The 25528-nt window shown below is 63.2% G+C and carries 27 protein-coding genes; 14 read left to right on the top strand and 13 right to left on the bottom strand.

Annotation, left to right across the window (positions count from 1 at the left end):
• Positions 1–24: 24 nt before the first annotated feature.
• A complete protein-coding gene (locus AC0L2D_RS22120; protein ID WP_013530057.1) occupies positions 25–267 on the top strand; it encodes a DUF1127 domain-containing protein in 243 nt (80 codons plus the stop codon).
• A gap of 27 nt (positions 268–294) precedes the next feature.
• Here AC0L2D_RS22120 and AC0L2D_RS22115 read toward each other — a convergent pair whose 3' ends face one another.
• The gene (locus AC0L2D_RS22115; RefSeq protein ID WP_013530058.1) at positions 295–1596 is read right to left on the bottom strand and encodes a hemolysin family protein; all 1302 of its coding nucleotides are present in this window, start codon (positions 1594–1596) and stop codon (positions 295–297) included.
• A 75-nt stretch (positions 1597–1671) separates the two neighbouring features.
• Positions 1672–2586, bottom strand: coding sequence for a LysR family transcriptional regulator (locus tag AC0L2D_RS22110; protein WP_063172911.1), 915 nt, complete (start codon positions 2584–2586; stop codon positions 1672–1674).
• A gap of 127 nt (positions 2587–2713) precedes the next feature.
• Between AC0L2D_RS22110 and AC0L2D_RS22105 the strand changes: the two genes are divergently transcribed.
• Positions 2714–3736, top strand: a complete 1023-nt coding sequence (locus tag AC0L2D_RS22105) for a zinc-dependent alcohol dehydrogenase family protein (RefSeq protein WP_063172910.1) — start codon at positions 2714–2716, stop codon at positions 3734–3736.
• 11 nt (positions 3737–3747) lie between these two features.
• Here the strand turns inward: AC0L2D_RS22105 and AC0L2D_RS22100 are convergent, their stop codons facing one another.
• The 4 genes from AC0L2D_RS22100 to AC0L2D_RS22085 form a co-directional block, all read right to left on the bottom strand.
• On the bottom strand, positions 3748–4455 hold the full coding sequence (locus AC0L2D_RS22100; protein ID WP_063168816.1) for an LssY C-terminal domain-containing protein: 708 nt from the start codon (positions 4453–4455) through the stop codon (positions 3748–3750).
• A 74-nt stretch (positions 4456–4529) separates the two neighbouring features.
• Complete coding sequence (locus tag AC0L2D_RS22095; RefSeq protein WP_027162117.1) at positions 4530–5336, bottom strand: extensin-like domain-containing protein; 807 nt, start codon at positions 5334–5336, stop codon at positions 4530–4532.
• 116 nt (positions 5337–5452) lie between these two features.
• Complete coding sequence (locus AC0L2D_RS22090; RefSeq protein ID WP_473542508.1) at positions 5453–6592, bottom strand: extensin-like domain-containing protein; 1140 nt, start codon at positions 6590–6592, stop codon at positions 5453–5455.
• Between the two features lie 132 nt (positions 6593–6724).
• Complete coding sequence (locus tag AC0L2D_RS22085; protein WP_013530064.1) at positions 6725–7150, bottom strand: DUF3775 domain-containing protein; 426 nt, start codon at positions 7148–7150, stop codon at positions 6725–6727.
• 143 nt (positions 7151–7293) lie between these two features.
• On the opposite strand from AC0L2D_RS22085, the gene AC0L2D_RS22080 reads away from it, so the two are divergent.
• Both AC0L2D_RS22080 and greA read left to right on the top strand, forming a co-directional pair.
• Positions 7294–7827: a tetratricopeptide repeat protein gene (locus tag AC0L2D_RS22080; RefSeq protein ID WP_473542396.1), complete on the top strand. Its 534-nt coding sequence runs from the start codon at positions 7294–7296 to the stop codon at positions 7825–7827.
• A gap of 271 nt (positions 7828–8098) precedes the next feature.
• Positions 8099–8572, top strand: a complete 474-nt coding sequence (greA, locus tag AC0L2D_RS22075) for a transcription elongation factor GreA (protein ID WP_013530066.1) — start codon at positions 8099–8101, stop codon at positions 8570–8572.
• Between the two features lie 239 nt (positions 8573–8811).
• Here the strand turns inward: greA and waaC are convergent, their stop codons facing one another.
• Genes waaC through rfaD form a run of 3 tightly spaced genes read right to left on the bottom strand, consistent with a single transcriptional unit; the run spans position 8812 to position 11719 of the window.
• On the bottom strand, positions 8812–9786 hold the full coding sequence (waaC, locus tag AC0L2D_RS22070) for a lipopolysaccharide heptosyltransferase I (RefSeq protein WP_337121383.1): 975 nt from the start codon (positions 9784–9786) through the stop codon (positions 8812–8814).
• The gene (gene waaF, locus AC0L2D_RS22065; RefSeq protein ID WP_473542393.1) at positions 9783–10790 is read right to left on the bottom strand and encodes a lipopolysaccharide heptosyltransferase II; all 1008 of its coding nucleotides are present in this window, start codon (positions 10788–10790) and stop codon (positions 9783–9785) included. Before waaF ends, waaC begins: the two co-directional genes overlap by 4 nt.
• Complete coding sequence (gene rfaD, locus AC0L2D_RS22060; RefSeq protein ID WP_063170316.1) at positions 10763–11719, bottom strand: ADP-glyceromanno-heptose 6-epimerase; 957 nt, start codon at positions 11717–11719, stop codon at positions 10763–10765. Before rfaD ends, waaF begins: the two co-directional genes overlap by 28 nt.
• On the opposite strand from rfaD, the gene AC0L2D_RS22055 reads away from it, so the two are divergent.
• From AC0L2D_RS22055 to AC0L2D_RS22030, 6 genes are all read left to right on the top strand, one after another.
• Positions 11691–12104, top strand: a complete 414-nt coding sequence (locus tag AC0L2D_RS22055; protein WP_224675156.1) for a type II toxin-antitoxin system Phd/YefM family antitoxin — start codon at positions 11691–11693, stop codon at positions 12102–12104. The genes rfaD and AC0L2D_RS22055 overlap by 29 nt on opposite strands.
• Positions 12097–12510: a hypothetical protein gene (locus AC0L2D_RS22050; RefSeq protein WP_473542390.1), complete on the top strand. Its 414-nt coding sequence runs from the start codon at positions 12097–12099 to the stop codon at positions 12508–12510. Before AC0L2D_RS22055 ends, AC0L2D_RS22050 begins: the two co-directional genes overlap by 8 nt.
• A gap of 36 nt (positions 12511–12546) precedes the next feature.
• Positions 12547–13179: a LysE family translocator gene (locus tag AC0L2D_RS22045; RefSeq protein ID WP_024504155.1), complete on the top strand. Its 633-nt coding sequence runs from the start codon at positions 12547–12549 to the stop codon at positions 13177–13179.
• 140 nt (positions 13180–13319) lie between these two features.
• Positions 13320–14813: a D-glycero-beta-D-manno-heptose-7-phosphate kinase gene (gene rfaE1 / locus AC0L2D_RS22040; RefSeq protein WP_473542389.1), complete on the top strand. Its 1494-nt coding sequence runs from the start codon at positions 13320–13322 to the stop codon at positions 14811–14813.
• Between the two features lie 7 nt (positions 14814–14820).
• Entirely contained in the window at positions 14821–15393 is a 573-nt protein-coding gene (locus AC0L2D_RS22035; protein WP_024504153.1) for a D-sedoheptulose-7-phosphate isomerase, read from the top strand.
• Entirely contained in the window at positions 15386–16045 is a 660-nt protein-coding gene (locus AC0L2D_RS22030; RefSeq protein ID WP_127368154.1) for an HAD-IIIA family hydrolase, read from the top strand. The genes AC0L2D_RS22035 and AC0L2D_RS22030 overlap by 8 nt, the downstream gene beginning before the upstream one ends.
• Before the next feature lie 4 nt (positions 16046–16049).
• On the opposite strand, the gene AC0L2D_RS22025 is transcribed toward AC0L2D_RS22030, so the two are convergent.
• Positions 16050–16844, bottom strand: a complete 795-nt coding sequence (locus AC0L2D_RS22025) for a glycosyltransferase family 2 protein (protein WP_063168809.1) — start codon at positions 16842–16844, stop codon at positions 16050–16052.
• Positions 16845–17097: 253 nt separating this feature from the next.
• The gene (locus AC0L2D_RS22020) at positions 17098–17577 is read right to left on the bottom strand and encodes an Lrp/AsnC family transcriptional regulator (protein ID WP_013530077.1); all 480 of its coding nucleotides are present in this window, start codon (positions 17575–17577) and stop codon (positions 17098–17100) included.
• A 249-nt stretch (positions 17578–17826) separates the two neighbouring features.
• On the opposite strand from AC0L2D_RS22020, the gene trxB reads away from it, so the two are divergent.
• Both trxB and AC0L2D_RS22010 read left to right on the top strand, forming a co-directional pair.
• Positions 17827–18801: a thioredoxin-disulfide reductase gene (gene trxB / locus AC0L2D_RS22015; RefSeq protein WP_013530078.1), complete on the top strand. Its 975-nt coding sequence runs from the start codon at positions 17827–17829 to the stop codon at positions 18799–18801.
• A 79-nt stretch (positions 18802–18880) separates the two neighbouring features.
• The gene (locus AC0L2D_RS22010) at positions 18881–19777 is read left to right on the top strand and encodes a LysR family transcriptional regulator (protein ID WP_013530079.1); all 897 of its coding nucleotides are present in this window, start codon (positions 18881–18883) and stop codon (positions 19775–19777) included.
• A gap of 66 nt (positions 19778–19843) precedes the next feature.
• Here AC0L2D_RS22010 and AC0L2D_RS22005 read toward each other — a convergent pair whose 3' ends face one another.
• Positions 19844–20341, bottom strand: coding sequence for a methyltransferase family protein (locus tag AC0L2D_RS22005; protein WP_473542385.1), 498 nt, complete (start codon positions 20339–20341; stop codon positions 19844–19846).
• Positions 20342–21061: 720 nt separating this feature from the next.
• On the bottom strand, positions 21062–23113 hold the full coding sequence (locus AC0L2D_RS22000) for an elongation factor G (protein WP_473542383.1): 2052 nt from the start codon (positions 23111–23113) through the stop codon (positions 21062–21064).
• A 310-nt stretch (positions 23114–23423) separates the two neighbouring features.
• On the opposite strand from AC0L2D_RS22000, the gene AC0L2D_RS21995 reads away from it, so the two are divergent.
• Both AC0L2D_RS21995 and AC0L2D_RS21990 read left to right on the top strand, forming a co-directional pair.
• Positions 23424–23819 carry a (R)-mandelonitrile lyase gene (locus tag AC0L2D_RS21995; RefSeq protein WP_063172902.1) on the top strand — a complete coding sequence of 132 codons (396 nt, stop codon included), beginning with the start codon at positions 23424–23426 and terminating at the stop codon, positions 23817–23819.
• Positions 23820–23997: 178 nt separating this feature from the next.
• Positions 23998–25515, top strand: a complete 1518-nt coding sequence (locus tag AC0L2D_RS21990; RefSeq protein ID WP_473542381.1) for an MFS transporter — start codon at positions 23998–24000, stop codon at positions 25513–25515.
• Positions 25516–25528 lie beyond the last annotated feature (13 nt).

Genomic DNA, 25528 nt, shown 5'->3' with positions numbered 1-25528 from the left:
CCCTCAAACCATATGGAGGTTGCCATGACCAATACCCTCACTTGTGCAGCGCGGCCGGGAACGCCTGTGCGGCCGGCATCGCGCCGGCTCCTGAAGACCCTGCGAAGCATCATCGCGAGCTGGCACGATCGGACCTGGCGCGAGCGGATACGCTTTCGCTGGCAGCTCAGGCAAATGTCGAAGGACAATCCGCATCTGATCGACGACATCGGCCTGACGATACAGCAGGTCGAGGGAGAGATCGCCAAGTCCTTCTGGGAACGATAGAGCGAAATGCCGCAATTGCGTCGACCGTCAGCGCACCGGGGCGCCGGCCAGGCGGGTGGCGATCAGCTTGTCGATGCGGCGGCCGTCGAGATCGACCACCTCGAAGCGCCAGCCCTGCGCGTCGACGCATTCGCCAGTCGCCGGCAGATGGTGCATATGCGACAGCACATAGCCGGCAACGGTTTCGTAATCGCGGTTTTCCGGCAGGTCGATGCCGAGAATGTCGGCCATCTCGTCGGCCTGCATGTAGCCGGCGAGCAGCCACGAGCCGTCCTCGCGCTTGACCGCGTTTTCCTCGTCGCCGGCGTCGGTGTCGGCGCGGAACACGCCGGTGATGGCTTCCAGAATGTCGGCCGGGGTGACGATGCCTTCGAAATGGCCGTATTCGTCATGCACCAGCGCCATCGGCACGTCGGATTCCTTTAGCTTCTGCAGCACATCGAGCGCGTCGGCCTGGTCGTAGACGATGGGGGCTGCGCGCACATGCCTGCGCGGATCGAGCACGCGGCCGGCAAGCAGTGCGGCCAGCACATCACGCGTCTGGACGACGCCGACCATGACGTCGACGCCGCCGTCGCCTGCCGGCAGGCGCGAATGCTGGGTTTCCATGAGCAGCTTGCGGATGGCCGCCTCGTCGGATTGCAGATTGATCCAGTCGACTTCGGTGCGCGGCGTCATCACCGCGCGCACGGCGCGGTCGCCAAGCCGCATGACGCCGGCGATCATGCGCCGCTCGTCGGATTCGATGGTGCCGTGATGCTCGGCCTCGGCGACCAGCATCTTGATCTCCTCGTCGGTGACCTTTTCCTCGCTTTCGCCGCGCTGGCCGAGCAGCCACAATATGGTGCGGCCGGAGAAGTCGAGCAGGAAGACCAGCGGCGCCGAGACCGTGGCGAGGATGGTCATCGCCGGAGCGACCCTGGCTGCGACCCGCTCGGGATCACGCAACGCGATCTGCTTGGGCACCAGCTCGCCGACGATCAGCGAGAAATAGGTGATGATAGCAACGACGATGCCGACGCCGAGCGGGTCGGCGACAGTCTCGCGGATGCCGGTCGAAGCCAGGAACTGCGCCAGCCGTTCGCCGAGCGTGGCGCCGGAAAAGGCGCCGGAGAGGACGCCGACCAAGGTGATGCCGATCTGCACCGAGGACAGGAACTTGCCGGGATTTGAGCCAAGATCAAGGGCGCGGCCGGCGCCATTGGTGCCGCGGTCGATCATCGCTTTCAGCCTGGCCGGGCGCGACGAGACGATGGCGAGCTCGGACATCGACAAAAGGCCGTTCACGCAGATGAGGACGACCACGATAGCGATTTCGACGTATAACATGAGCGGTCAATAGCATTGTGGCGCGGTCTTCGAAAATAGTCCGGCGTGATTTTTGAGAAATGACCGGTATTTCGCTCACGCGGCATCCCAGGGCGGCGCCGAAAAATGTTCGACGAGGGCGTCGACGACAACCCGCACCTTTGGCGTGAGCGCGCGCGTCACCGGCCAGACGGCATGCACGACGATGTTCTCGACCAGGCATTCCGACAGCACCATTTCGAGATCGCCGCTTTTGAGGCTGTCGGCGGCCAGCCATGTCGGCAGGAAGGCGATGCCGCAGCCGGCGAGCGCCGCATCCAGCATCGGTTCGCCATGGCCGAGAACGAGCCGCGCCTTGGGCACGAAGGTTGCGAGATGGCCGTCGGAATGTCTGATCACCCAGGGGCGGACGATGCCCTCGCGACCGTAGCCAATGACGCTGTGGTCGGCGAGATCCTCGACCGATTGCGGCCGGCCATGCCTGTCGAGATAGTCGCGAGCCGCGCATATGGCCGAGCGCTGAGCGTAGAGGCGCCTGGCCGCTAGCGACAGGCTGTCGTCGAGTTCGCCCATGCGGATCGCCAGGTCGATGCCCTCCTCGATCAGGTCGACGCGGCGGTCATTGAAGGAGACTTCAACCGTCAGGTCCGGAAATTTCCTCGAAATCTCGAACAGCACGGGAGCGACGCAGCGTCGGCCGAAGGCCAGCGGCACGTCGACCCGAAGCCGGCCAGACGGGACCTGCCGACGCGAGGCGAGCAGCGACTGTGCGGCTTCGATCTCGGCCAGGGCCCGGACGCAGGCTTCATAGTAGCCGATGCCTTCGCTGGTCGGGCTGAGACTGCGGGTGGTGCGGTTCAGCAAGCGAACGCCGAGCCTCTGCTCCAGCTGCGCGATCGATTTGCCGATCGCCGACTTCGTCACATGCAGCCGCTCGCCGGCGCTAGTGAAGCTGCCGGCCTCCACCGCCTGAACAAACGCAACGGTGCCTTGCAGGTCGGCCGTTTCCATGGCAATTTCCTATTGTCGACTTTTAGTCCGCAATCAGTGTCAAATTATACCGCACGGAAGCACTATTTTCTATAGTCGAAAGGCATAAATGTCCCGCCTGGCATCAATGCACGGAGCGCGAGACGACATGAGCACCCCAATCAACAGATCCTGGCAGATGAGCGGTTTTGGCCTGTCGAGGCTAAGCCAGGTGGAAGGCAAGGTGCCCGAGCCAGGGCCGCACGATTTGCTGGTGCGGACCAAGGCCGTATCGCTCAACTACAAGGACAAGATGATCGTGGACGGCGTGCTGATCCCCGACCTTGCCTTTCCCTTCGTGCCGACATCCGACGCGGTGGGCGAAGTGGTGGCCGTCGGCAGTGCGGTCAGCCGCTTTCAGGTCGGCCAGCGCGTGCTTGGCCAGGTGATCGCCGATTGGCCGGATGGCGACGCACCGCCGGTGCTGCATAAGCACACGCTGGGGTCGTCGCTGTCGGGCATGCTTTCCGATCATGTCATCTTCGGCGAGGACGCCGCGGTGCTGGCGCCGCCGTCGCTCGGCGACATTGAGGCCGCGACATTGCCGATCGCGGCGCTGACGGCCTGGTTCGCCATGGCCGAGGCGACCAAACCGGTGCCGGGTCAGACCATTCTGATCCAGGGCACCGGCGGCGTGTCGCTGTTTGCGCTGCAGTTCGCCACTGCGTTCGGCCTGCGCGCCATCGTCACCTCAAGCAGCGATGAGAAGCTTGAGCGGGCGAGAAAGCTTGGCGCCTGGCAAGGGATCAACTACCGCACGCAACCGGCCTGGGACGATGCCGCGCGTGAACTGACGAACGGGCTGGGCGTGAACCACGTGCTGGAAATGGTCGGCGGCGACAATGCACGGCGATCTCTGAACGCGCTGGCCGCCGACGGCCGGCTGTCGATCATCGGCCTGCTGGGCGCGATGGAGCTCAGCTTTCCCATCCTGCCCTTCATGCGCAACCGCATCACCGTGCAGGGCCTGTCGATCGGCCATCGCCGTGCTTTCGAGCGCATGAATCAGGCGATCGAGGCGCTGGCGATCAAGCCGGTCATCGACAAGGTCTTTGGCTTCGATGAGGTGCCGCAGGCCTTGCAACATCTGGAGAAAGGGCCGTTCGGCAAGATCGTGATCACGACGACCTGACTTTTGCGATGTCATGGCAACTGCTTCAACACGCCGACAATTGCCTCGCCGTCCGTGAAATAGGGATCGCCGCCGCCATTGCGTCCCGCCTTGGTGGCGCCGACGCCCGATATGTCGCTGGTCGAGAGCAGCATGCCGGCAGTGGCCAGGTCGCGCATCAGGAAATCGCGCTCGGCGTCGATGTCGGGGCCGATATGGTGGGTGACGGCGCCGGTGTCGTGGCTGAAGCCGACGCCGCGATCGAAGCTGGCCGAGCCCAGCCACAGCGGCCGGCCATCGTCGCCGCTTGCATCGGTCTGCCAGAAGCGGACATGATGCCGGCGGTCGGCGCTGATGCCCTCCGGCTTTTCGAAGGCGAGATCCTGGGCACGGCCATCGAACAGCAGCCTGCTGACCGGCGCATCGGGATAGGGGTGGTCGAACAGCACGCTCTCACCGATCTCGATCGCGGTCTTCAGGGTGACGGCGTCGGCGGTGTCCCAGCCGGCGACGGCAAAGGCGTGGACCACCTCCTTCTGCGTGCCGACAAGGCCGACATTGATCGGGTCGCCCGGAATGCCTTGCGGCGTGTGCGTCAGCATCTCGAAGCGATGCGTGCGAAAACCTCGATCGCGGAACGTCCAGAATTCCGGTGCGGCGAAATAGGCGAGCGCCAGATACGCGGCCAACAAGGTCGCCGCCCAGATCATAATGCGTCGCCGAACGCTTCGTTGACCCATGAATGCCGCTCAAATGTTCCTGCATCACATTAGGCGTTGTCATGGCATTCAGGCAAAGGATACCCGGCACCGATCTAACGGCAGGCGCGATAACCGTTCTTGCGGTTCTTGATGTCGAAATGAAAATGGTTGCGGTGGTCGTAATTGTAGCCGGGGCCGAGCACGGTGGTGAAGTACTGGCAGCCGTCGGCGCGCACATTGTTGAGGAAGCCACGGGTGCGGAAGGCGAACAGGCCGGGCTTGCGCACGTCGATGTCGTCGCCATTGTTGAGCTCGATGCTCATGACGTCGAGCGCATTGCCCTTGCCGTGTTCGGACAGGACGCCTTCGCCGGCAATCCGGCGGCAGGAATAGCTGGAGCCCTGGTGTATGGTCCTGACGCCGGAGAAATAACGCCAGCGGGCGGAGGGAACGAGTTCGTTCTTCGTCCAGCCGGCAAAGGTAGCTGCCATGTCGCAGGTCAGGGTTGCGGCGGGTTTCATCTGGATGTTGCCGATGGCCGAGACCTTGACCGGATAATCGATGCCGCACTGGCCTTCATGGATCGGCGCCAGATCGGTGTAGGCGACATCGAGGCGCTTCAATTGCTGACGGCAGTCGGTTTCGCTGGCCGGCATCTGCTCGACGGGCGACATCGGCTCGTCCATGCGCGGATAAGCGGCCTGCGTCATGTACGGATTGGAAGGGACAAGCTTCTGCATGCCGGCATATTGCGGCACGGCAGCCGTCTGCGCGCCGACGTCGACGGCCGGCTGCAGCGACAGCACACTGCCGGTGTTGCAGGCGGAAAGCGCCGCCAGCGCCAGACCGGCGGTCAGCATTGCTGCATATTTTGACTGGCGCGCGGTGGCGAAAAACACGGCCCGAAATTTGCCGGCCATTGGCGGAATCCCGTTGATGGATATCCGGCATTTTAACGATCAAGGGTAAAGGAAAACTCAGCGTCCGCGTTCATGCCTGCGGCCGAATTGCGGCACGCGGCCTGGATCAGCCATGATCACTGGCAGAACGTTCCGCCATGACGGCGCGGTTCGAGATCGAGATGGAAATGCAGGGAATGATCGGCGTCGGCGCCTGGGCCGAGCACCGTCTTGAAGGGTCCGCAGGCGGCCTTGCGAACATTGTTGAGGAATTTGGCGTCTTTCTCCGGCGGCGCCGGGCCGACCTCGATCTTCTTGCCGTCCGACAGCGTGAAGCTGGCGATGTCGAGCGCGTTGCCGAACGCGTGTTCCGACAGTTTTCGTGTGCCGTTGCGTGGCCGGCAGACAAAAGCCGATGCCTGGCCGATCGATTTCAGGTCCGCACCGAATTCGGCCTTTGCCGCCGGCTGGATGACATCGGCGGCAAAACGCGCCGTCGCCTCGGCCATCTTGCAGTTGAGCTCGGTGCCTGGGGCAATCGCGATCGACTTTCCAAGGGTCTTCAGCACGATGGGGTAGGGAATCGAACAGCCGATTTCGGGCTGGCTTTCCGCCTTGTGCTCTTCGAATTCGACGCCGAGCGTCTTTAGCCGTTCGCGGCATGCGACTTCCTCGGCCGGCATTTTTTCATCTGGCACGTCGGCCGAGCGCGGATCGGGCAGCATCTTCTCCTCGTCCGCGTCCGCCGGCTTTTGCGGTGGCTGCGGGGCGACGGTTGGCGGCTGGGCCTCGGGTTCTGCAATGTCAGGCTTTCGTGTCGGCGTTGGCGCGACGTCCGGCGGCTCCGGCTCGTTTTCCCCGGTTGATGGCTCCGGAGCCAATGGCTCGGGACGTGCCTGCTTTTCCTGGCGGGATTTTTCTTCCTTGAAACGGTCGGGCGCTTCCGCGGCCTTCGGCCCTACGCGCTTTTGCTCCTCGGTCTTTGCAGCTTCAGCCTTTGGTGCGTCCGCCGGGCGTGGTTCGGGCACCGGAATGCCGGGTTGGGTTATCGGAGTGCCGGGTTCGGGCACGGGCACGGGAACATCGGCAGGCGAGGGCAGCGATGTCTGCGTTTTCTGCTGTGTCTGCTTTGGCGTGACCTGCCGGTGGCGCCGTGGTTTCAAACGCTTTCCGCCCCTTGGTTTCAGGGGCTGGTCGGCTCGTGGTGTCAGCGGCTGCTCGACCCGCGGCGTCGGGGGCTTATGATGCCGATGGCGATGTCTCGCCTCGACCGGCATCACCAGCAAGGCCGTGACGGCCACGGTCAACGCAATCCTGCATATTCGGGAAAAGACGATCGACCCCATCGCCCTCAACGGCGCCGACGCAAGGTGGTTGCCTTGGCCGCATCACGAACGGTAACCGCTCCGTTACGCACCGATCGCTTCCAGCCCTTCCTCCAGCCAGTCGGCGAGCAGCGGCATGCCAAGCAGGTATTTCGCGGTGCGCTTGTTGGCGCGTTCGCGCGCGGCGGCCAGCGCGTCCGCCCATTCGGTGGCGTCGTAGTCGCCGCGACCGACCCAGGCCAACGCGATCAGCTCGGCTGCTTCATCGACATTGAGGTCGTTGATCAGCTCGCGCAGCTCCTCTTCGGTCAGGTTCTCGGAGCTTTCCTCGGCAAGGCCGTCATGGTGATGGTTGACATGGGACTCGCCGTCGAGTTCGACCTCGTGCTCGGCGCCATCGGCATAGTCTTCATTGACGGCCGCACTCAGTGCCTTGGCCTTGAGGATGAACAGGCGCACCGTGTCGGGGCCGATCGAAAGCTCCCAGTCCTTTTCAAGCCGCCGCTGCAAGGGCCGTCTCCCTCAGGTCGTTTGCCGGATGATAGCGGATTTGCGGCATCCGTCACCTGATGTTCTCCCGCCCGCATTTTTCCGGGATGAAACGCAAGCCGACCGGCGTTAGTATTGCATTCTCACCCCTCCAGGAGGTTTCGATGCATAAAAGAATGCTGATCCAGGCTGCGACCGCGCTTCTCGCGCTGCAGTTCCTCGCTGTTCCCGTGTACGCCGCCGGCAGCGGCGCCAGTGACGAAACCGTCACCCAGTGCAAGAAGGGCCAGGTCTGGGACAAGAAGAAGAAAAAGTGCGTCGCGCCCCAGGAAGGCATGCTCGACGACGACAGCATCTATGATGCAGGCCACGCGCTGGCGATGGCCGGGCGCTATGACGAGGCGATTGCCGTGCTCAGCCTCGCCGCCAACAAGCAGGATCCGCGCATCCTCAACTATCTCGGCTATTCGCACCGCCATTCCGGCCGCGTCACCGTCGGCCTCGGCTATTACGAGGAAGCGCTGCGCATCGATCCGAACTACACGCTGGTGCGCGAATATCTCGGCGAAGCGCATCTGCAGATCGGCGATCTGGCCGGCGCCCAGCAGCAGTTGATGGAAATCGAGAAGCGGACCGGCAAGGGTTCGCGTGAATATGGCATGCTGGCCGAGCAGATCGACCATTTCATGAGAAGCTGAAAAGATCCCAGGGCTCTTCCAAGCGGCCGCGAGCGATCGCGGCCGTTTTTTGTTGCCCCCGGTCTCATTCATCGCCCCCGACTGATGAAAACGGGGATGATTTTAGCAAAACCGATTTTTGGGCGTGAAAAACCCGCTGACATTGCTATATTCAGGGAAATTGCGGTGAAACGGTTCCGTAAGCTCGAGGCTGCCGGACCCGTTTTCTTTTTGTACCCATCGACAAGGCTTTCCCCGATACGCGGGGGTGGCAGCAGGAAAGGCAGGCATCATGAACAAGGTCCCGATGACAGGCGAGGGGTTCGCGTCATTGAAGGAAGAACTGCGCTGGCGCCAGCAGGAAGAGCGGCCGCGCATCATCGAGGCGATCTCCGAAGCGCGCTCGCATGGCGACCTGTCCGAAAATGCCGAATATCATGCCGCCAAAGAGGCGCAGAGCCTCAACGAGGGCCGCGTCAACGAGCTTGAAGATTATATTGCGCGCGCCGAGGTGATCGACGTCAGCAAGCTCAGCGGCGACAAGATCAAGTTCGGCGCCACCGTGGTGCTGGTCGACGAGGACACCGAGGAAAAGAAGACCTACCGGATCGTCGGCGACCAGGAGGCGGACGTGAAGTCCGGCCGCATCTCGATCTCCTCGCCGATCGCGCGTGCGCTCATCGGCAAGGAAGTCGGCGACGCCATCGAGGTCAACGCGCCTGGCGGCGCCAGGGGGTATGAGATCGTCCAGGTGCAGTTCATCTAGGACCTTTGATAATTCTACTCTGGCGGCCGACTACAGCGCCGCGCGTCCTCTCGGACGCGCAAAGGACGCTGTAGGATTTTCAGTTAGCGCATGATCCCTTTCCGAAAATCAATTACGATTTTCGGGGGCATGCGCGGGCGGTTTTCTGCGCTTCCGGTGCTCACGTACTTTAAGTACGCGCCGCTCCGGTTCTCGAAGAACCACGCTATTCGACTCGCCAGAGCGAATTCTGAAAGGTCCTATGCCGGCGCTTGTAGTTTAAGTGCCAATAGCTTTTCTGCTTCCGCCACTACCTGCACCGGCACAACACGCCCCCCATGCGAGGCCAGCAGTGTCGATGCGTAGCGTCCGCGCGGGCCGGTCAGACCCGGCTCTGTTGCCAGGAAAATTGCGACCGTCGGCAGGCCAAAGGCACTGGCAAGATGGGTCAGCCCGGTGTCGGCGCCGATAACCAGCGTCGAGCCGCCGATAGTCGCGGCGATTTCGGACAGCGGCGATTTCGGTACCACGATCGTTGACGGCACGGCGCCTGCGATTGCCTCGGCCACGGTTTTCTCACGCTCGTTCGACCAGGTCGTGACCGGCGTCATCCCCCGCTCAATCAGGAGGCGGGCGGTTCCGATCCAGTCTTCGGCCGGCCATTTCTTGTCTTCGCGGCTGGTTCCGTGCAGCAGGAAGGCGGTTTTTCCAGAAGTGCCCGCCAGGGTGCCGGCGGGCGGCACGATGCCGGAGTCCAGCGTCGAAAGATCGGGCTGATAGGCGAGCGCCAGGCCAAACAACCGCCGCGTCCGTTCGATGGCGTGGAGATCGCGCGGGACGGCATACGTGGCATCGTAGAACAGCGTCGCCGAGGGTTCGCGCGCGCTCGAACGGTCGAAGCCGGCAATGGGTGAGCCCGCCTGTCTTGCCACCAGGGCCGATTTCAGCAGGCCTTGCGCGTCGATGACCAGATCGTAGCGGCAATTGCGCAAGGTGCGGCGCAGGGCGGCCGCCTCGCGCCAGGTGGCGCCGTCAAGCAGCGCCTTGCGCCAGCGCCGGATCGCCACCGTATGAATCTTGTCGATCGCCGGGTGAAGCGCGACGATTCCGGCGAATGCCTCTTCGACGCACCAGTCGAAGGTCAGGTCCGGGCGGTGGCGACGGGCATCCTCGACCGCCGGAAAGGTGTGGATGACATCGCCCATCGACGACGTCTTGACGATCAGCACCTTCATGCCGCGGCCGGAATTTCCAGCAGCCGGTCCGCCGCTGCCGCGACCTGGCCGACTTCCAGCGTCTTCAGGCAGTTGAGGTGGCCGAGCGGACAGACCTTCTGGTGGCAGGGCGAGCACGACAGGCCGAGCCAGACCAGCTCGCGGCGCTCCGCCAGCGGTGGCGTGTTTTCGGGCGAGGTCGAGCCGTAGACGGCGACGATCGGCGTGCCGACGGCGGCCGCGACATGCATCAGTCCGCTGTCATTGGACACAGCCAGCCTGGCGGCGGATATCAGGTCGATGGCGTCCTCCAGCCGCGTCTGTCCGGCGAGGTCGACGACGCCGGGGGCCAGGGCTGCGATCTCCGCCGTCACGTCGCGGTCGTTCTTCGAGCCGAACAGCGCAACCTTCAAGCCTTTGCCCATGAAACCGCTGGCAAGCCCGGCATAGCTTTCGCTGGGCCAGCGCTTGGCAGGGCCGAATTCCGCACCGGGCATCAGGGCCACGAATTTCTGCGGCGCCAGCCCGAAACGGCCGAGCAGGTCGACCTGGTTTTTCGTGTCCACGCTAAGCCGTGGCGCCCGGAAACTGCCGCCTTGGGCAAGGCCGAAATAGGCCTGCGCGGTGCGTCGTTTGATGCTGTCGGGCAATGGCACGATGTCGGTCAGCAGGCCATAGCGCATCTCGCGCAGATTGCCGACACGGCGCGGAATGCGGGCAAAGAACGGAATCAGCGCCGACTTCCAGCTGCCCGGCAGGATATAGGCCATGTCGTAGCGGCCGCGCAGCAGGCGGCCGAAGCGGCGGCGATGGGTGAATTCGAGCGCGCCGGGTTTGAGCGGAAAATCGATCTGCTGGCGGATTTCGGGCATGCGCTTGACCAGGGGTGCTGCCCAGGCCGGAGCCAGCACATCGATGGCGGCGTTGGGATGCAACTCCTTCAGCGCCGAAAACAGGCACTGCGCCATCACCATGTCGCCCACCCAGCGTGGGCCGATCACGAGGATCGTTGGGCTTTCAGCCATTCGACATAGTCTCTGACACCGGTTTCCACTGTCCGGAATTGACCATTGTAACCGGCCGCGCGCAAACGGGACATATCAGCTTGCGTAAAGCTCTGGTAGCTGCCCTTGAGATGGTCGGGAAAGGGGATGAATTCAATCTCCCCTTTACCCAACGTGTCGATCACCGTTTCGGCGATGGCGCGGAAGGGCTGGGCACGGCCGGTGCCGCAATTGAAGATGCCGCTTGAGCCCCGTTTCCACAGCCACAGATTGACGTCGGCGACATCGCCGACATGGATGAAGTCACGGCTTTGTTCGCCGGGTCCGAACCCGTCATAGGCGCCGAACAGTTTCGGGTTCTCGCCTCGCTCGACCTGGTTGAACAGATGGAAGGCGACGGAGGCCATGGCGCCCTTGTGCGCTTCGCGCGGGCCATAGACGTTGAAGTAGCGCAAGCCCACGACCTGTGAATGGTCGGCCTGCCCGGCGAACACGGTTCGCCTGACATAGTCGTCGAACAGCTTCTTGGAATAGGCGTATACGTTGAGCGGCCGTTCCAACGCGGGATCCTCGAGGAACTCCGAGCCGCCGCCATAGACGGAAGCCGAGGAGGCATAAAGGAAAGGCACGCGCAAACTCTGGCTTGCATGCAGCAACCGTTTCGAGAAGGCGTAATTCACCTCCATCATGAATTTGCCGTTCCACTCGGTGGTGGTCGAGCAGGCGCCCTGGTGGAACACGGCCTCGATGCGGCCGAGCGAGCCGGCCTCCATGCGGGGCAGGAAATCGTCCTTGTCGAGATAGTCGGCGATCTTGAGATCGGCAAGATTGACGATCTTGTGACCGTCGGTAAGGTCGTCGACGACGAGGATGTCGTCATGCCCTTCGGCATTCAGCGCGGCGACGATGTTGGAGCCGATCATGCCGGCGCCGCCCGTGACGATGATCATGAAGGACCTCTGGTTGCTTGCGATTCCGGTCCTTATAGGGGAGGCTAGCCGGGCTGTCGACAAAGCCAGGTGCATGCGCCTGTCCTGCCATTTTATGCGCTTGTCTGTTTTGTCCATTTTGTCTATTATGGACAAAACAGGGTATCCCATGAAAAACTATCCGTCGACCGATCTGAAACAGAATCTTGGAGATGTGCTTGCAGCTGCCAGCCAGCAGCCGGTCTCCATCACTCGCCACAACAAGCCGAGATACGTCCTGATGAGCATCGAGGCCTACGAAGCGCGCTTCGGCAACGACAGCCGCCGCGTCTACGCTGCGAAGGACGCCCCGACCGAACATGTCGAGATGCTCGAGGAGTACGCCGCGGAATTGGACCGTGATTAAACCCGCTGCTGCGGACGTCTGGCGATATCCATATCTTTGGCATCGCCAACACGGAGACGGCGAGACCGAAGGCCGGAAGTCACGGCCTGTGGCCTTTGTGGCTGTCCTTCCTGGGAAAGCCGGGGGTACCAACCTCTTCATACTTGCAATCACTTCCACACAGCCGGGTCGTGATCGCGTTGCAGTCAGCATCCCGGAAATTGAACGCCACCGTGCGGGCCTCGATCCTATGCCCCTTTGGGTCATGGTCGTTGAGTACAATCATGATATCCTGGAAGCGTCGGCCTATTTCGAGCCGGGTGCGCGAATTGGCGCGTTCAGCCCGTCATTTCACAAGAAAATTATGTTCGCTTTTACTGCGGTTGTCCGCACGGGTCAGTCCAAAGCAATCCCGCGCGCGGACTGAATCGACAGGGCAGAGCACGATCGTGAGGGACCCAAAATGCCATCGACCGAACTGCTCATCGCGTTTTTCGCCACCACGGCGATCTTCGCCTACATTCCAGGCCCGGCCATGCTCTATGCCGCCGCGCAGACGATGGCGCGCGGCCGCTGGTCCGGCCTGACGGCGGCGCTGGGCATTCATCTGGGCGGCTACGTGCATGTTTTCGCCGCGGCCGCCGGGCTGTCGGTGCTGTTTCATGCCGTGCCGACGCTCTACCTGGCGGTCAAGCTGGTCGGTGCGCTCTATCTGATCTGGCTTGGCATCTCGCTGTTTCGCAAGCGCGCGGACGGCGATGCGGCGCTGCCCGCGATCGAGCGCAAATCGGCGCGGCGCGCCTTTTTCGAGAGCATCACCGTCGAGGTGCTCAATCCGAAGACAGCGATCTTCTTCATGGCGTTCCTGCCGCAATTCATCGACGCCTCGGCGGCGTTTCCGGTCTGGCTGCAGTTCGTCGTGCTCGGCACGATAGTCAATCTGATGTTCTCCTCGGCCGATATCGTCTGCGTGTTCCTGGCGGGTGCCGTGATCGGCCGCCTGCGGCGTTCGAGCCGCGCCCAGCGGCTGATGCAGCGGGCGGGAGGGGCGGTGCTGGTCGGGCTGGGTGTCCATGTTGCCCTGCAGAAGAGCTGACGCATCGGACAGTCGCGGGTCATGTCCTGACGTTGCGCTGCGTGGATTTGCGGTATATCGGCAGGCATGAACGATCCGGCCCGTAAATTGACAATTTTCATCACGATTGAGATTTGCCTTACCCTCGCGTTGCCAGTGACATGATCAAGCACAATCCGCCTTCTCCAGAACCATTGCACCGCGCCATTGCGCGGTTCGGCCAGGCCACCGTGCTGGTGGTCGGCGACTTCATCCTCGATCGTTTCGTCAACGGCGTCATCGAGCGGATCTCGCCGGAAGCGCCGATCCCGGTGCTGCATGGGCGCGGCGAGACCTCGACCATGGGCGGCGCCGGCAATGTCGTGGCCAACATCGTTTCGCTCGGCGCTGCCGCTGTCCCCGTTTCCGTCATCGGAGCCGATCTGGCGGGCGACAGTCTGGTGCGGATGCTGCGGGAACTTGGCGCCGATACGGCGGGCCTCGCGCAGGAGCGTGGTCGCATGACATCGTGCAAAAGCCGCTTCAGCGCGCTCAACCAGCAGGTGCTGCGTTTCGATGAAGAGGAGATCAAGCCACTCGGCGCCGCGGAGCGAGCCGGCCTGATCCGGCATTTTCGCGCCGCGCTGGCGCACGCCGACATCGTCATCCTGTCCGATTACGGAAAAGGCATCCTGCTCGATGGCGTCGCCAGCGACTTGATCGCCATCTGCCGCGAGGCTGGAAAGCCGGTGCTGGTCGACCCGAAGGGCCGCGATTACGCGCGCTATGCCGGGGCGACCGCCATCACCCCCAACCGCAAGGAACTCGGCGAGGCCGTCGGCCATGCGGTGTTCGCCGATGACGAAATCGTAGCTGCCGCGCGCCAGCTGATTTCGGCACATGGTTTCGATTTCGTCGTTGCGACGCGCAGCGAAAAGGGCATGAGCGTGGTCGGCCCCGACGAGGCGCGCCACATCGCCACCCAGGCGCGCGAAGTGTTCGACGTTTCGGGCGCCGGCGATACGGTGATCGCGAGCTTCGCGCTGGCGCTGGCCGTAGGCGCCGATACGGTCATGGCCGCTTCGATCGCCAATGCCGCTGGTGGCGTCGTTGTGGGAAAACGCGGCACAGCGCGGCTGACGGTCGAGGAACTCACCGGTGCGCTGTTCCGTTCACATGGGCCGACCGCCCACAAGGACGCCATCCTCGACGCCACATCGGCCGCCCGCATGGTGGCGGCGTGGAAGGAAGAGGGCCTGAGCGTCGGCTTCACCAATGGTTGCTTCGACATCCTGCATGCCGGCCATGTCAGCTTGCTGCACGCGGCGCGAAGCCAGTGCGACCGGCTGGTGCTCGGCCTCAACAGCGATGCCTCGGTGCGGCGCCTGAAGGGCGCCGGCCGGCCGGTCAACGACCAGCACGACCGCGCCTGCGTGCTGGCAGCACTCGCCTCGGTCGACGCGGTCGTGGTGTTCGAGGAAGATACGCCGCTGGCGCTGATCGAAGCGCTGCTGCCCGACATACTGGTCAAGGGCGCCGATTACACGGTCGATACCGTGGTCGGCGCCGATGTGGTGCAGAAGGCCGGCGGACGCGTCGTGCTGGTCGATCTCGTCGCTGGAAAAAGCACCACCAACACCATTGGCAAATTGCGCGCCGGCGGCACCACAAACTGAGGGTTTCATGTCCGACTTGAACGATTACCTTGTCCGCTCGGCGGCTGCCATATCAGCCATGGTCGAACGGGACCTGACCGGTGAGATGGAGCGGGCGGCGAGCGCGGTGGTGACGGCGCTTTCGTCGGGGAAGGCCTTGCTCATCGCCGGCAATGGCGGCTCGGCCAGCGACGCCATCCACATTGCCGGCGAACTGGTCGGCCGCTTTCTCAAGGAGCGCAAGGCCTACAATGTCATCGCGCTGCCGGCCAATGCGGCGGTGCTGACCGCCTGGGGCAACGACTATGGCTTCGACACGGTGTTTTCGCGCCAGGTCGAGGCACATGGCGCGGCCGGCGGCGTGCTTCTGGCAATCTCGACCAGCGGCAATTCGCCGAGCATCCTCGCCGCCGCCGAACAGGCACGGAGGATGGACATGACGGTGATCGGCATGACCGGCGATACCGGCGGCAAGCTGAAGCCTCTGTCCGATATCCTGCTCAACGTTCCGTCGACCTCGACGCCGATCATCCAGCAGGGGCATCTGTGCCTTTATCATCATCTGTGCGAGGTGGTCGAAGCGCGCCTCAGCAATGGCTGATCCCACGACCTCTGGCCGCTATCCGCTGGCTGAGCCGGGCCTGTGGGTCGAGCAGGTCGGCTCAAAGGTGTTCGCCGCCGGCTCGCCGGCGCTGTTCCTCGATCGCGACGGCACCATCAATATCGATACGGGCTATCCGGATGATCCTGGCGAAATGGTGCTGCGCGCGGATATAGCCGCGGTGATAGCCGCCGCCAACGGGGCCGGCATTCCCGTCATCGTCGTCACCAACCAGTCCGGCATCGCGCGCGGCTATTTCGGCTGGAGCGATTTCGCCGCCGTCAATGGCCGCGTGCTCGAACTGCTACGCGCCGACAATGCGTTCGTCGACATGGTCCTTGCCTGCGCCTATCACGAGGCGGGCTCCGGCCCGCTCGCGGCCGCAGATCATCCGATGCGCAAGCCCAATCCGGGCATGCTGCTGGAGGCGGCCAGGCGCCTCGGGCTCGATCTGCGGCGTTCGCTGATCGTCGGCGACAAGGAGGCCGACATGGAGGCGGGTCAACGCGCCGGCCTCTCGCAGGGCTGGCTGGTAGACGGGCAAGCGGCTGTCCGACGGGGCTTCACAATTCGGCCTTGGTGCGACCGCGCGGACTTCGACGGCCTGCTCGCCGCAATAGCTGGACTTGGGGCCGCCTCGGGCGCGCCCTAACGGTCTATACCCGATCGTTGTCTCGCCAGGCTTCATAGAGCTTGGCCTCGGTGGCGAACGAATACACCATCACCAGCATCGAATAGACGAACCCGTGCCGGCCGCACAGGAAGTAGCGCTTGGCCAGGTAAAACTTCAGGAAGTTGCCAAGCGGCGACAGCACCAGTCTTATCAGGCCAGGCTTCTTGGCTCGTTCGACCAGCGTGGCGACCTTGAGGCTGGAGTAGGTGTTGGCTCTCGCCAGATCCTCGGCAATAGTCATTTCGCGGCGATGCAGCAGCACGCCATTTTCTATGGTGCCGGTTTCGCCCGGCACCTCGAACGACTCATGGACCCGCAGATTGAGGTCCATGGTCGCCTTGTCGCGCCGGAAAAGACGCAGCAGCCTGTTGTGAAGCACCCAGCGGTGCGCATAACCATAACCCTTCAGCTTGTCGCGGCGCCTGATGTACCATCCGTCGAAAGCATCGTTCCCAAGCTGCGTCACATTCGTGATCGACTGCCTGAGAACGTCATCGATGGCCTCGTCGGCTTCAATCGAAAGGCACCACGGTTGCGTAGCCTGATCGAGCGCGAATTGCCGCTGACGAGGAAAGCCCGGCCAATCATTGTGAAACAGCCTTATCGGGTAGCCCTTGGCGATGAACGCATTGACGACGTCCAGAGTGCTGTCCGTCGAGCCTGAATCGACGACGATGATCTCGGCGCAGAAGTCGACGCTCTCCAGGCATTCGCCGATCATGTCGGCCTCGTTCATACAGATGACCAGCGCCGAAACCGGGCTAGAAAATCGAGTCATCGTCCCACCCCACGGCACACTGTTCTCGGAATTGGGCTGCCCTGCGCCACCTGTATTATGCAATCCCGAAAGCGCTATGCGCTTTTCCCAGGAAAACCGTTACACACTTTTTCTGGAATTGCTCTAGGAAACCAGCAAGGCGGCTACGGCAGGACATCCGGCCTCACAGAAGTGCCTATCGAACGCTAAAGCGGCGCTGATATGGCGAGGCGTTCAAGCCGCATCGGCGAAAGCCGGTTGCGGTTCAACCGGCTCAAGGCTGTGCGAACGAGACCAAGCCTTCGTCCTTGACCCGGCGGATGGTGAGCGCTGTGCGCACCGTGTCGACATTCGGGGTCGAGGTCAGTTCCTCGATGACGAAGCTCTGGAAGGCGCCGAGGTCGCTCGCCACGCAATGCAACAGGAAATCCGATTCGCCCGACACCATCCAGGCGTCGCGTACGATCGGCCAGCCGCGGGTGCGCTCGGCAAAGATGCGCAGCTCGGCATCGGCTTGATGATGCAGGCCGACCAGGCAGAAGGCAACGACATCAAGGCCGAGCGCTGGTGCGTTGAGCAGAGCGCGGTAGCCACGGATGATGCCGGCTTCCTCCAGGCGCTTGACGCGGCGCAGGCATGGCGGTGCCGAAATGCCGACGCGGTTCGACAGTTCGACATTGGTCATGCGGCCGTCGCCCTGCAATTCGCGCAGGATCTTCCAGTCGATGGCGTCGAGGTCGGCCTTGAGCGGCATGGGGGCTCTCGATCCTGAGGGGCAATACGCAAGAATCTTGCGTGATTTTGTAATTAAACGACTTCGCTGTCCATTCCATCCTTCGCCCGGAATATTTCGCGGGATCCGCAGGCGACAGGGTGTGACAAAGCTTTCCGGGGACGAACTCCAACTTGCCTTGCTGGCGTCGTGGGCAACACTTACATTACGCGCGACAATGATCGAGTTTTCCATGCCGCAATTGCCGGCAGCCCTCCGCAGAGGCTTTAGATGACCACCAAGCACGCGCCCGTTCTCATCATCGGTTCCGGCCCGGCCGGCTATACGGCGGCGGTCTACGCCGCCCGCGCCATGCTGAAGCCGATGCTGGTCGCCGGCCTGCAGCAGGGCGGGCAGTTGATGATCACCACCGATGTCGAGAACTATCCCGGCTTCGCCGACCCGATCCAGGGTCCGTGGCTGATGGAGCAGATGCTGAAACAGGCCGAGCATGTCGGCACCGACATCATCAACGACATCATCACCGAGGTCGACCTCAACGTGCGACCGTTCCGTGCCAAGGGCGATTCCGGCACCACCTACACCGCCGACGCGCTGATCATCGCGACCGGCGCGCAAGCGAAATGGCTGGGCATCCCGACCGAGCAGGACTTTATGGGTTTTGGAGTCTCGGCCTGCGCCACCTGCGACGGCTTCTTCTACCGGGGCAAGGATGTCGCGGTGATCGGCGGCGGCAATTCGGCGGTGGAAGAGGCGCTCTATCTGTCCAATCTCGCCAAGAGCGTGACGGTGATCCACAGGCGCAGCGATTTTCGCGCCGAACGTATCCTGCGCGAGCGGCTTCTGAAGAAGGACAATGTCCGCGTCATCTGGGACACGATCGTCGACGAGATCACCGGTCGGCCCGGCAAGACGCCGCTGCCGCCCTCGGTCGAAGGGCTGAAGCTCAAGCATGCGGTGACCGGCGAGGTGTCGCACCTCAAGATCGACGGCGTGTTCGTGGCCATCGGCCATGCGCCGGCGGTTGAACTGTTCGCCGGCAAGCTCAAGCAGAAGCCGAACGGCTATCTGTGGACGGCGCCGGATTCGACCCGCACCGATGTGCCGGGCGTGTTCGCGGCCGGCGATGTGACCGACGATATCTACCGCCAGGCGGTGACGGCAGCGGGGCTTGGCTGCATGGCCGCACTCGAGGCGGAGAAGTATCTGGCCGGCATCGAAGTGCATCGCGAAGCGGCCGAGTAGAGAGTTCAGAGAGCGGCTTAGAAACGCCGTGTAAAAGCCTGATTTTTCATTCAGACGCCAAAACAGAACGAGGGGAATCATGGCGTTGGACTGGGACAAGCTACGCGTGTTTCACGCTGCGGCGGAGGCGGGGTCGTTTACCCATGCGGCCGAGACATTGCATCTGTCACAATCGGCGATCTCGCGGCAGGTCAGCGCGCTCGAGCATGATGTCGGCGTGCCGCTGTTCAACCGCCACGCCCGCGGGCTGGTGTTGACCGAGCAGGGTGAGATGCTGTTTCGCACGGCGCATGACGTGCTGATGAAGCTGGAGACCATCAAGTCCCGGCTGACCGAGACCAAGGATCGCCCGTCGGGCGTGCTGCGGGTAACGACGACGGTGGGGCTGGGCGCCGGCTGGCTAACCGAGCGGGTGCAGGAATTCATCGAACTCTATCCTGAAATCAGCCTGCAGTTGATCCTCGCCAACGAGGAGCTCGATCTCACCATGCGCCAGGCCGATTGCGCCATTCGGCTGCGCCAGCCGCAGCAGCCGGACCTGATCCAGCGCCGCCTGTTCACCGTGCATTTCCACCTCTACGCGGCCCCATCCTATGTCGCCAAGCATGGCAGGCCGTCTTCCGTCGCCGAGCTGAAGGCCCATCGCATCGTCACCTTCGGCGTGCCGGTGCCGTCGCATCTGTCGGAGCTGAACTGGCTGGAAACGGTCGGTGATTTCGAAGGCGGGCAAAGGGTGCCGACGCTGCAGATCAACGACATATTGTCGATCAAGCGGGCGGTGCAGGGCGGTGCCGGTATCGCCATGCTGCCCGACTATGTGATCAGCAAGGACTCCGACCTCGTGCAGCTGCTGCCGGAGACCGAGGTGCCGTCTTTCGACACCTATTTTGCTTATCCGGACGCGATGAAGAACCAGGCCAAGCTGCACGTGTTCCGGGACTTTATCATCGCCAAGGCGAGAAGCTGGTCATTCTAAGGACATGTCGATTGCCTGGCCCGACCTGAGCCTCAACATGCCCTGAGACGGCGCTGCCGGTTTCACCTACCCCCGCCAGGGCGACAGTCGAGGCAACCAGCCGGGTACGTTGCGGCGGTAGGCGTCGTATTCGGCGCCGTACCGATGAGCCAAAGTCGGCTCCTCGTAGAACCGCACGAAAGAGCCCATGGCGATCGCGCCGATGACCGCATAAGCGGCCAGCGTCCAGCTCGAGAACAGCAATGCCTGGCCGAGGACGATCGACAGCACGGCGACATACATCGGGTTGCGGACATGACGGTAGATGCCGCCGATCACCAGCCTCTCGGTTGGCGCGACCGGAGCGGGCGTGCCGAGGCCCTCAAGCGCGAATCGACCGAAGGCATGAAGCAGTGCTGCGATCGCGACGGCGATCAGAAGCCCGCCGGCAGGAACAAAGCCCGGCAGACCAGACCACGGCAAGCCCCAGCGATCTGTCAACAGCCAGGGCACCAGCCCGGCAACCACGCAGGGCGCCGCGATGAAGAAGGCCGCACTGCCGGCGATCGCCGAAAACGTCCGCATTGGCTGCTTCCTCCCGATTGCCTCAGAAATGCACGCCTGCTGCCTGCTTCCACATCATTGCCCGGTTTTGGCATTTTGAGCCGAAAGCCAGCCGAGATCGGCAATTCTGTAGTTGCAATTGCCCGATTCGGCGGCCCATTTCGACGATTCTGCTGGTCCTATTGGCTTCTGGAATGGGTTAGACCACAGCCTGCGTCTTTTTGCATGCGTGTGTTGCAAAATAGATGCTTGTTTCTTGGGCATGATGAGCACATATATAGATCATCTCCTGGGCGCGTTCTCCTCCCATTAGCGCCCTCGAGTGTTCCCCTCTGGAGGTTAGCCTTAACAGGCACTCCAATCAAACTCAGCCGGATCTTCATTGATCCGGCTTTTTTGTTGCCTGTGCTCTGCTGGGCCGGCAAAAAATTCCATCACAATTGCCACGTAACGGTGACATGTAACCTCTGGTAACATAGCCCGGACGCCCGCGACCTGCTATGTGGATCATAGGACGCGGTGTGGTTCGGACGGGAGATGGGGGCATCACTCGTACGGCCCGGGCTCAGGCGGCTACCGCGTCCGAACTGTTTTTTCCGCCGAACTCGGCGGCACCAAATGCGGCGGACCTGCCGTTTTACCTCCCAAGGAAACGGTCCGCGAACAAAACGACGTCCGGTCCCCGCCGGACGTCGTTTTCTTTTGTGCCCTCGAATCAGGTTCGAGAGGAACGCCACGCCATCAGGCAGCCTTGCCGTTGGTGTTCATCGCCTCGTCGGCCAGACGGCCGGTGAGTTCGGCCATGTGATCGAAGACGGCACGGTAGCTGGCGACGCCCGCGGTCGCCGAGCGCAACTCGATGATCAGGTCGCCGATCTCGGCTTGCGGCATGGTTGCCTCGACGACATCCCATCCTAGCCAGCCAGGCCGCGCGTCGTAGCCGAGTATCTGGCCGCGCCGTTGCGGGATGAGAGCGATGATCTTCGAGGTGGCGTCGGAGGGTGTGACGATCTCGACCTTCATCACAGGCTCCAGGAGCACCGGCAAGCACGCGGCCATGCCTTCCTTCATTGCCAGCCTGGCCGCCATCTGGAAGGCCATGTCGGAGGAATCGACCGCATGGTAGGAGCCGTCCGACAGGTTGACTGCGACATCCACGACCGGAAAGCCCAGCGGCCCGGATTTCAGATAGTCGCGCACCCCGGTCTCGACCGACTGGATGTAGGTCTTGGGCACGACGCCGCCGGTGATGGTGTCGGTGAACTGGAAGCCGGAACCGCGCGGCAGCGGCTTGATCTCGATCACCACGTCACCGAACTGGCCATGTCCGCCGGACTGTTTCTTGTGACGGCCGCGCTGTTGCGCCGATTTGCGGATCGTCTCGCGATAGGGCACCGCCGGCGGATGGCCTTCGACCGGTATCTGGTTCTTGCCTTCCAGCCGCTCGCGCACCACGCGCAGATGCATCTCGCCATGGCCCGACAGCACGGTTTCAGCCGAGTCCTGGTTGTGGCGCAGGCTGAGCGAGGGGTCCTCCTCGGCCAGCCGCTGGATGGCAGCCGACATCTTCACTTCGTCCTTGCGCTCCTTGGGGCGGAGCGCGAAGGCGAAGACCGGCTGCGGCGGCTCGAACTGGACGAGCGGCTTGATGCCGCCCTTGGCCGAACTCAGCGTCTGGCCGGTCTTGACCTCGTCCAGCTTGCCCAGCGCGACCGTATCGCCGGCCTTGGCGATGGAGAGCTTGGACTGGTCCTTGCCGAGCATCCGGTAGATGCCGGAAACCTTGGCCGTGTCGCCGCCGGGCAGCCAGAGTTCGGAACCGTCGACGACCTGGCCGGAGAGGATGCGCGACACCGACAGCTTGCCGCCATGCGAGGTGTGGATGGTCTTCATCACCTGGACCAGGGTGGCCGCGCCGTCGGGTGCGCCGAGCCGCTTGCGGGTCGCCTCGATGTCGGGTGCGTCGTGGCGGATCGCCTTCAGGAGACGCAGCACGCCGTTGCCTTTCTCGGCGGTGCCGATCAGCACCGGCGTCACCGCGCCGTCGCGCAGGTCGGCGGCGAGATCGTCGAAGATCGCGTCCTTGGGCGGTTCGATCTCCTCGAGCAGCTGTTCCATCAACTGGTCATCATGGTCGGCCAGCGTCTCCAGCATCGAGAAACGCGCTTCGAGCTCGCGCGCCTTCTCGTCGCCGGGAATCTGCGCCACCTCGCTTTCGGCATATTCGCGATAGATGTAGGCGCGCTCCAGCGCCAGGTCGATCGAACCAATGACGACGCCGTCCTTGCGCAGCGGAATCTGGCGCAGCAGCAATGGCACGGCACTGGCCGGCTGCAGCATCTTCAGCGTGTCGCGCACGCCGGTGATTGCCTTGTCGACCTTGTTGAGAAACAGGATGCGCGGCACGCCGAGATCGTCGAGCTTGCGCATGATCAGTTGCAGGGCAGGGATCTTCTTTTCATCGGCCTCGGCCACGACCACCGCGAGGTCGCAGGCGGCCAGCACCGGTTCGGCTTCGAAAGAGAATTCGATGGAGCCGGGACAGTCGACGAAGGTGATCTGCTCGCCCATGAATTCGGTGGTGGCGATCGTCGCCTCGACGCTCATGGCGTGGGCGCGCGCCTCGGGCGAATGATCTGAAACGGTGTTGCCTGATGAAACGGGATTTTGTCGGGGAATTGAGCCCGTACGGGCCAATATGGCTTCGAGAAGTGTCGTCTTACCGCTTGCGAAGGGACCGACTATGGCAATGCATTTCGGTCCCGTGCGTCGTCCTCCGGCGCGAGTACCCATGACTGACCTCCACTCAGGCGTTTCCCGCAGGACCGACTGGCATGCATGGTTCAGGCGTGGTCAATCGGTCCTGAGCGGCGGCCGGCCTGTTCGACCGTCGCGGGCGGGGTTCTTTTCAAGTCCACCTGCCCAAAGCCATCGTCCCACTTGTTTGCCGGCAGGGCAAGGAAAATAGAAATCCTTTGCTCGGCCGTGGACCCGTGCTGGCCATATAGGGGGCTGGCAGCCGGAAGCTGTTGCACGTCGGCCGATATCGGCGGAAACTGAAGCAGGCGACCCGTCGCCCGCTGTTTTGAAGGACCATCGACCCATGAAGATCATTGCCTGCGGCAGCGTGCCGACCGTCATCGCGCCGGAAAAATACTTCACCGGCCGGGTGCTGCAGACGCCGATCATCGAGAAAGAGGCGCCGGCGCGGCTACGAGCCACGCTGGTCAGCTTCGAGCCGGGCGCGCGCACCCACTGGCATACGCATCCGCTTGGCCAGACGCTCTACGTGACGGTGGGCGCCGGGCTTGCCCAGACGTGGGGCGGCCCGATCCAGCAGATCAGGGCGGGCGACGTCATCTCGTTCGCGCCTGGCGAAAAACACTGGCATGGCGCGGCGCCGAAATCGGCGATGACGCATATCGCCATGCAGGAGGCGCTCGACGGCGTCCATGCCGACTGGCTGGAAGCGGTGACATCGGAACAATATGACGGCTGAATGCTCAGTCCGCAGGAACCCGGCTTCTATTCAGCCGCGATATTATTAGAAGAGGGCGACTCGCGGCGAGTCTCGTACCATGGCGCAGGCCATACTCAATCGCCGGATCGACAGCGCCATGTCGCCCGTTCAACTGACCGTCGGTCAGTAATTTGCGAAACTCACGTCCGGACTAGCCATGTCAAAGCACCGTTTGCCCCTGGTCGCCGCTGTCTATCTTGGTTCGTTCGTGGCTCTGCTCGACGTCAGCATCGTCAATGTCGCGCTGCCGACCATCCAGCAGGCGTTGCAAACCGATTTCGGCGGCCTGCAATGGGTGGTCGACGCCTACACGCTGTGCCTGTCGGCCTTCATGCTGTCGTCCGGCCTGATCGGCGACCGCTATGGCCGCAAGCGCTCATGGCTGGCCGGCGTCGGCATCTTCGTGGCCGGCTCGCTGATCTGCGCCGTCGCGCCCAATTTGCCGGTGCTGCTGGCTGGCCGGGTCGTACAGGGCATCGCCGGCTCGCTGCTCATTCCAGGCGCGCTGTCGATCCTGACGCAAGCCTTTCCCGATGCGCGCCAGCGCGCCGGCGTCATTGGCGGCTGGGCGTCGTTCGCCGCCATCTCTCTGCTCGTTGGTCCCGTCCTCGGTGGCATCCTGGTCGAGACCGTCGGCTGGCAAAGCATCTTCCTGATCAACCTGCCGCTTGGTCTGATCACGATCGCGCTCGGTGCTGCTTCGATCAACGAGACGGCGCATCCCGAACATGCCCATCTCGATCTCGTCGGCCTGGCTCTCAGCATCCTGTGGCTGGGGGCGCTGACCTTTGGCCTGATCTCGGCCGGCGAGAATGGTTGGGGCGAGCCAAGGACGGTCACGGCGCTCATCGCAGGTGTCGTCGGCCTGGGTGCTTTCCTCGGCTTCGAGGCGCGCACCGCACGGCCGATGCTGCCGCTTGGCCTCTTCCGTGACGTCCGCTTTGCCGTCGCCAATGTCGCTTCGTTCGCGCTCGGCTTCACCTCCTATTCCAGCGTCTTCTTCTTCTCGATGTTCCTGCAGCAGGTGCAGGGCTGGTCGCCGACGCAGACCGGCCTGCGCATGGCGCCGGCCTTCATCGTCCAGATCGTGGTGTCGCCGTGGATCGGCAGGCTGAGCGCGCGCTATGGTCACTCCGCGCTGATGACCATCGGCTATGTTGCTATCGGCCTGTCCATGCTCGGCATGTGCTGGGCCGGTCCTTCGACGTCCTACGCGACGCTGTGCCTTCTGTTCGCCATCGGCGGCCTCGGCAATGCGCTTGCAATCCCGACCGGCAGCGCTGCCGCCATGTCCTATGCGCCGCGCGAACGCTCGGGCATGGTGTCGGCGGTCATCAATGCCACCCGCCAGAGCGGTCTTGCCATCGGCATCGCCTTGCTCGGCGCCTTGATGAGCATGCGGGCAACCAACCTTTTGACCGGGTATCTCGGCGATGCCGGTGTCGCCAACGCGGAAGCGGTCGCCCGTGCTGCAATTTCGCGGCATGATTTCGCAACCGATGCGGCGATGGGCGTAAGCGGCGTGCATGAACTCTATGCTGCCGCCTATGCCGGCGGCTTCCATGCCGCCATGCTGACGGCAGCGATCGGCGCGTTCCTCACCGCCGCACTGCTGGTTGCCGTGCTGGCGCCGGCCGAAGCGCGCTCGGCCAAAGAGACCAAGCACGAGGCGTGAGGCTGACGGCCCA

Source organism: Mesorhizobium sp. WSM4833 (genome assembly GCF_055811095.1).
This window is presented reverse-complemented; position numbering and strand designations above follow the sequence as displayed.

Coding starts and splice junctions, on each gene's coding strand:
- AC0L2D_RS22120 (WP_013530057.1), top strand. CDS start 25: ATGACCAATACCCTCACTTGTGCAGCGCGGCCGGGAACGCCTGTGCGG.
- AC0L2D_RS22115 (WP_013530058.1), bottom strand. CDS start 1,596: ATGTTATACGTCGAAATCGCTATCGTGGTCGTCCTCATCTGCGTGAAC.
- AC0L2D_RS22110 (WP_063172911.1), bottom strand. CDS start 2,586: ATGGAAACGGCCGACCTGCAAGGCACCGTTGCGTTTGTTCAGGCGGTG.
- AC0L2D_RS22105 (WP_063172910.1), top strand. CDS start 2,714: ATGAGCACCCCAATCAACAGATCCTGGCAGATGAGCGGTTTTGGCCTG.
- AC0L2D_RS22100 (WP_063168816.1), bottom strand. CDS start 4,455: ATGGGTCAACGAAGCGTTCGGCGACGCATTATGATCTGGGCGGCGACC.
- AC0L2D_RS22095 (WP_027162117.1), bottom strand. CDS start 5,336: ATGGCCGGCAAATTTCGGGCCGTGTTTTTCGCCACCGCGCGCCAGTCA.
- AC0L2D_RS22090 (WP_473542508.1), bottom strand. CDS start 6,592: ATGCCGGTCGAGGCGAGACATCGCCATCGGCATCATAAGCCCCCGACG.
- AC0L2D_RS22080 (WP_473542396.1), top strand. CDS start 7,294: ATGCATAAAAGAATGCTGATCCAGGCTGCGACCGCGCTTCTCGCGCTG.
- greA (WP_013530066.1), top strand. CDS start 8,099: ATGAACAAGGTCCCGATGACAGGCGAGGGGTTCGCGTCATTGAAGGAA.
- waaC (WP_337121383.1), bottom strand. CDS start 9,786: ATGAAGGTGCTGATCGTCAAGACGTCGTCGATGGGCGATGTCATCCAC.
- waaF (WP_473542393.1), bottom strand. CDS start 10,790: ATGGCTGAAAGCCCAACGATCCTCGTGATCGGCCCACGCTGGGTGGGC.
- AC0L2D_RS22055 (WP_224675156.1), top strand. CDS start 11,691: ATGCCGGCGCCGCCCGTGACGATGATCATGAAGGACCTCTGGTTGCTT.
- rfaD (WP_063170316.1), bottom strand. CDS start 11,719: ATGATCATCGTCACGGGCGGCGCCGGCATGATCGGCTCCAACATCGTC.
- AC0L2D_RS22045 (WP_024504155.1), top strand. CDS start 12,547: ATGCCATCGACCGAACTGCTCATCGCGTTTTTCGCCACCACGGCGATC.
- rfaE1 (WP_473542389.1), top strand. CDS start 13,320: ATGATCAAGCACAATCCGCCTTCTCCAGAACCATTGCACCGCGCCATT.
- AC0L2D_RS22035 (WP_024504153.1), top strand. CDS start 14,821: ATGTCCGACTTGAACGATTACCTTGTCCGCTCGGCGGCTGCCATATCA.
- AC0L2D_RS22030 (WP_127368154.1), top strand. CDS start 15,386: ATGGCTGATCCCACGACCTCTGGCCGCTATCCGCTGGCTGAGCCGGGC.
- AC0L2D_RS22025 (WP_063168809.1), bottom strand. CDS start 16,844: ATGACTCGATTTTCTAGCCCGGTTTCGGCGCTGGTCATCTGTATGAAC.
- AC0L2D_RS22020 (WP_013530077.1), bottom strand. CDS start 17,577: ATGCCGCTCAAGGCCGACCTCGACGCCATCGACTGGAAGATCCTGCGC.
- trxB (WP_013530078.1), top strand. CDS start 17,827: ATGACCACCAAGCACGCGCCCGTTCTCATCATCGGTTCCGGCCCGGCC.
- AC0L2D_RS22010 (WP_013530079.1), top strand. CDS start 18,881: ATGGCGTTGGACTGGGACAAGCTACGCGTGTTTCACGCTGCGGCGGAG.
- AC0L2D_RS22005 (WP_473542385.1), bottom strand. CDS start 20,341: ATGCGGACGTTTTCGGCGATCGCCGGCAGTGCGGCCTTCTTCATCGCG.
- AC0L2D_RS22000 (WP_473542383.1), bottom strand. CDS start 23,113: ATGGGTACTCGCGCCGGAGGACGACGCACGGGACCGAAATGCATTGCC.
- AC0L2D_RS21995 (WP_063172902.1), top strand. CDS start 23,424: ATGAAGATCATTGCCTGCGGCAGCGTGCCGACCGTCATCGCGCCGGAA.
- AC0L2D_RS21990 (WP_473542381.1), top strand. CDS start 23,998: ATGTCAAAGCACCGTTTGCCCCTGGTCGCCGCTGTCTATCTTGGTTCG.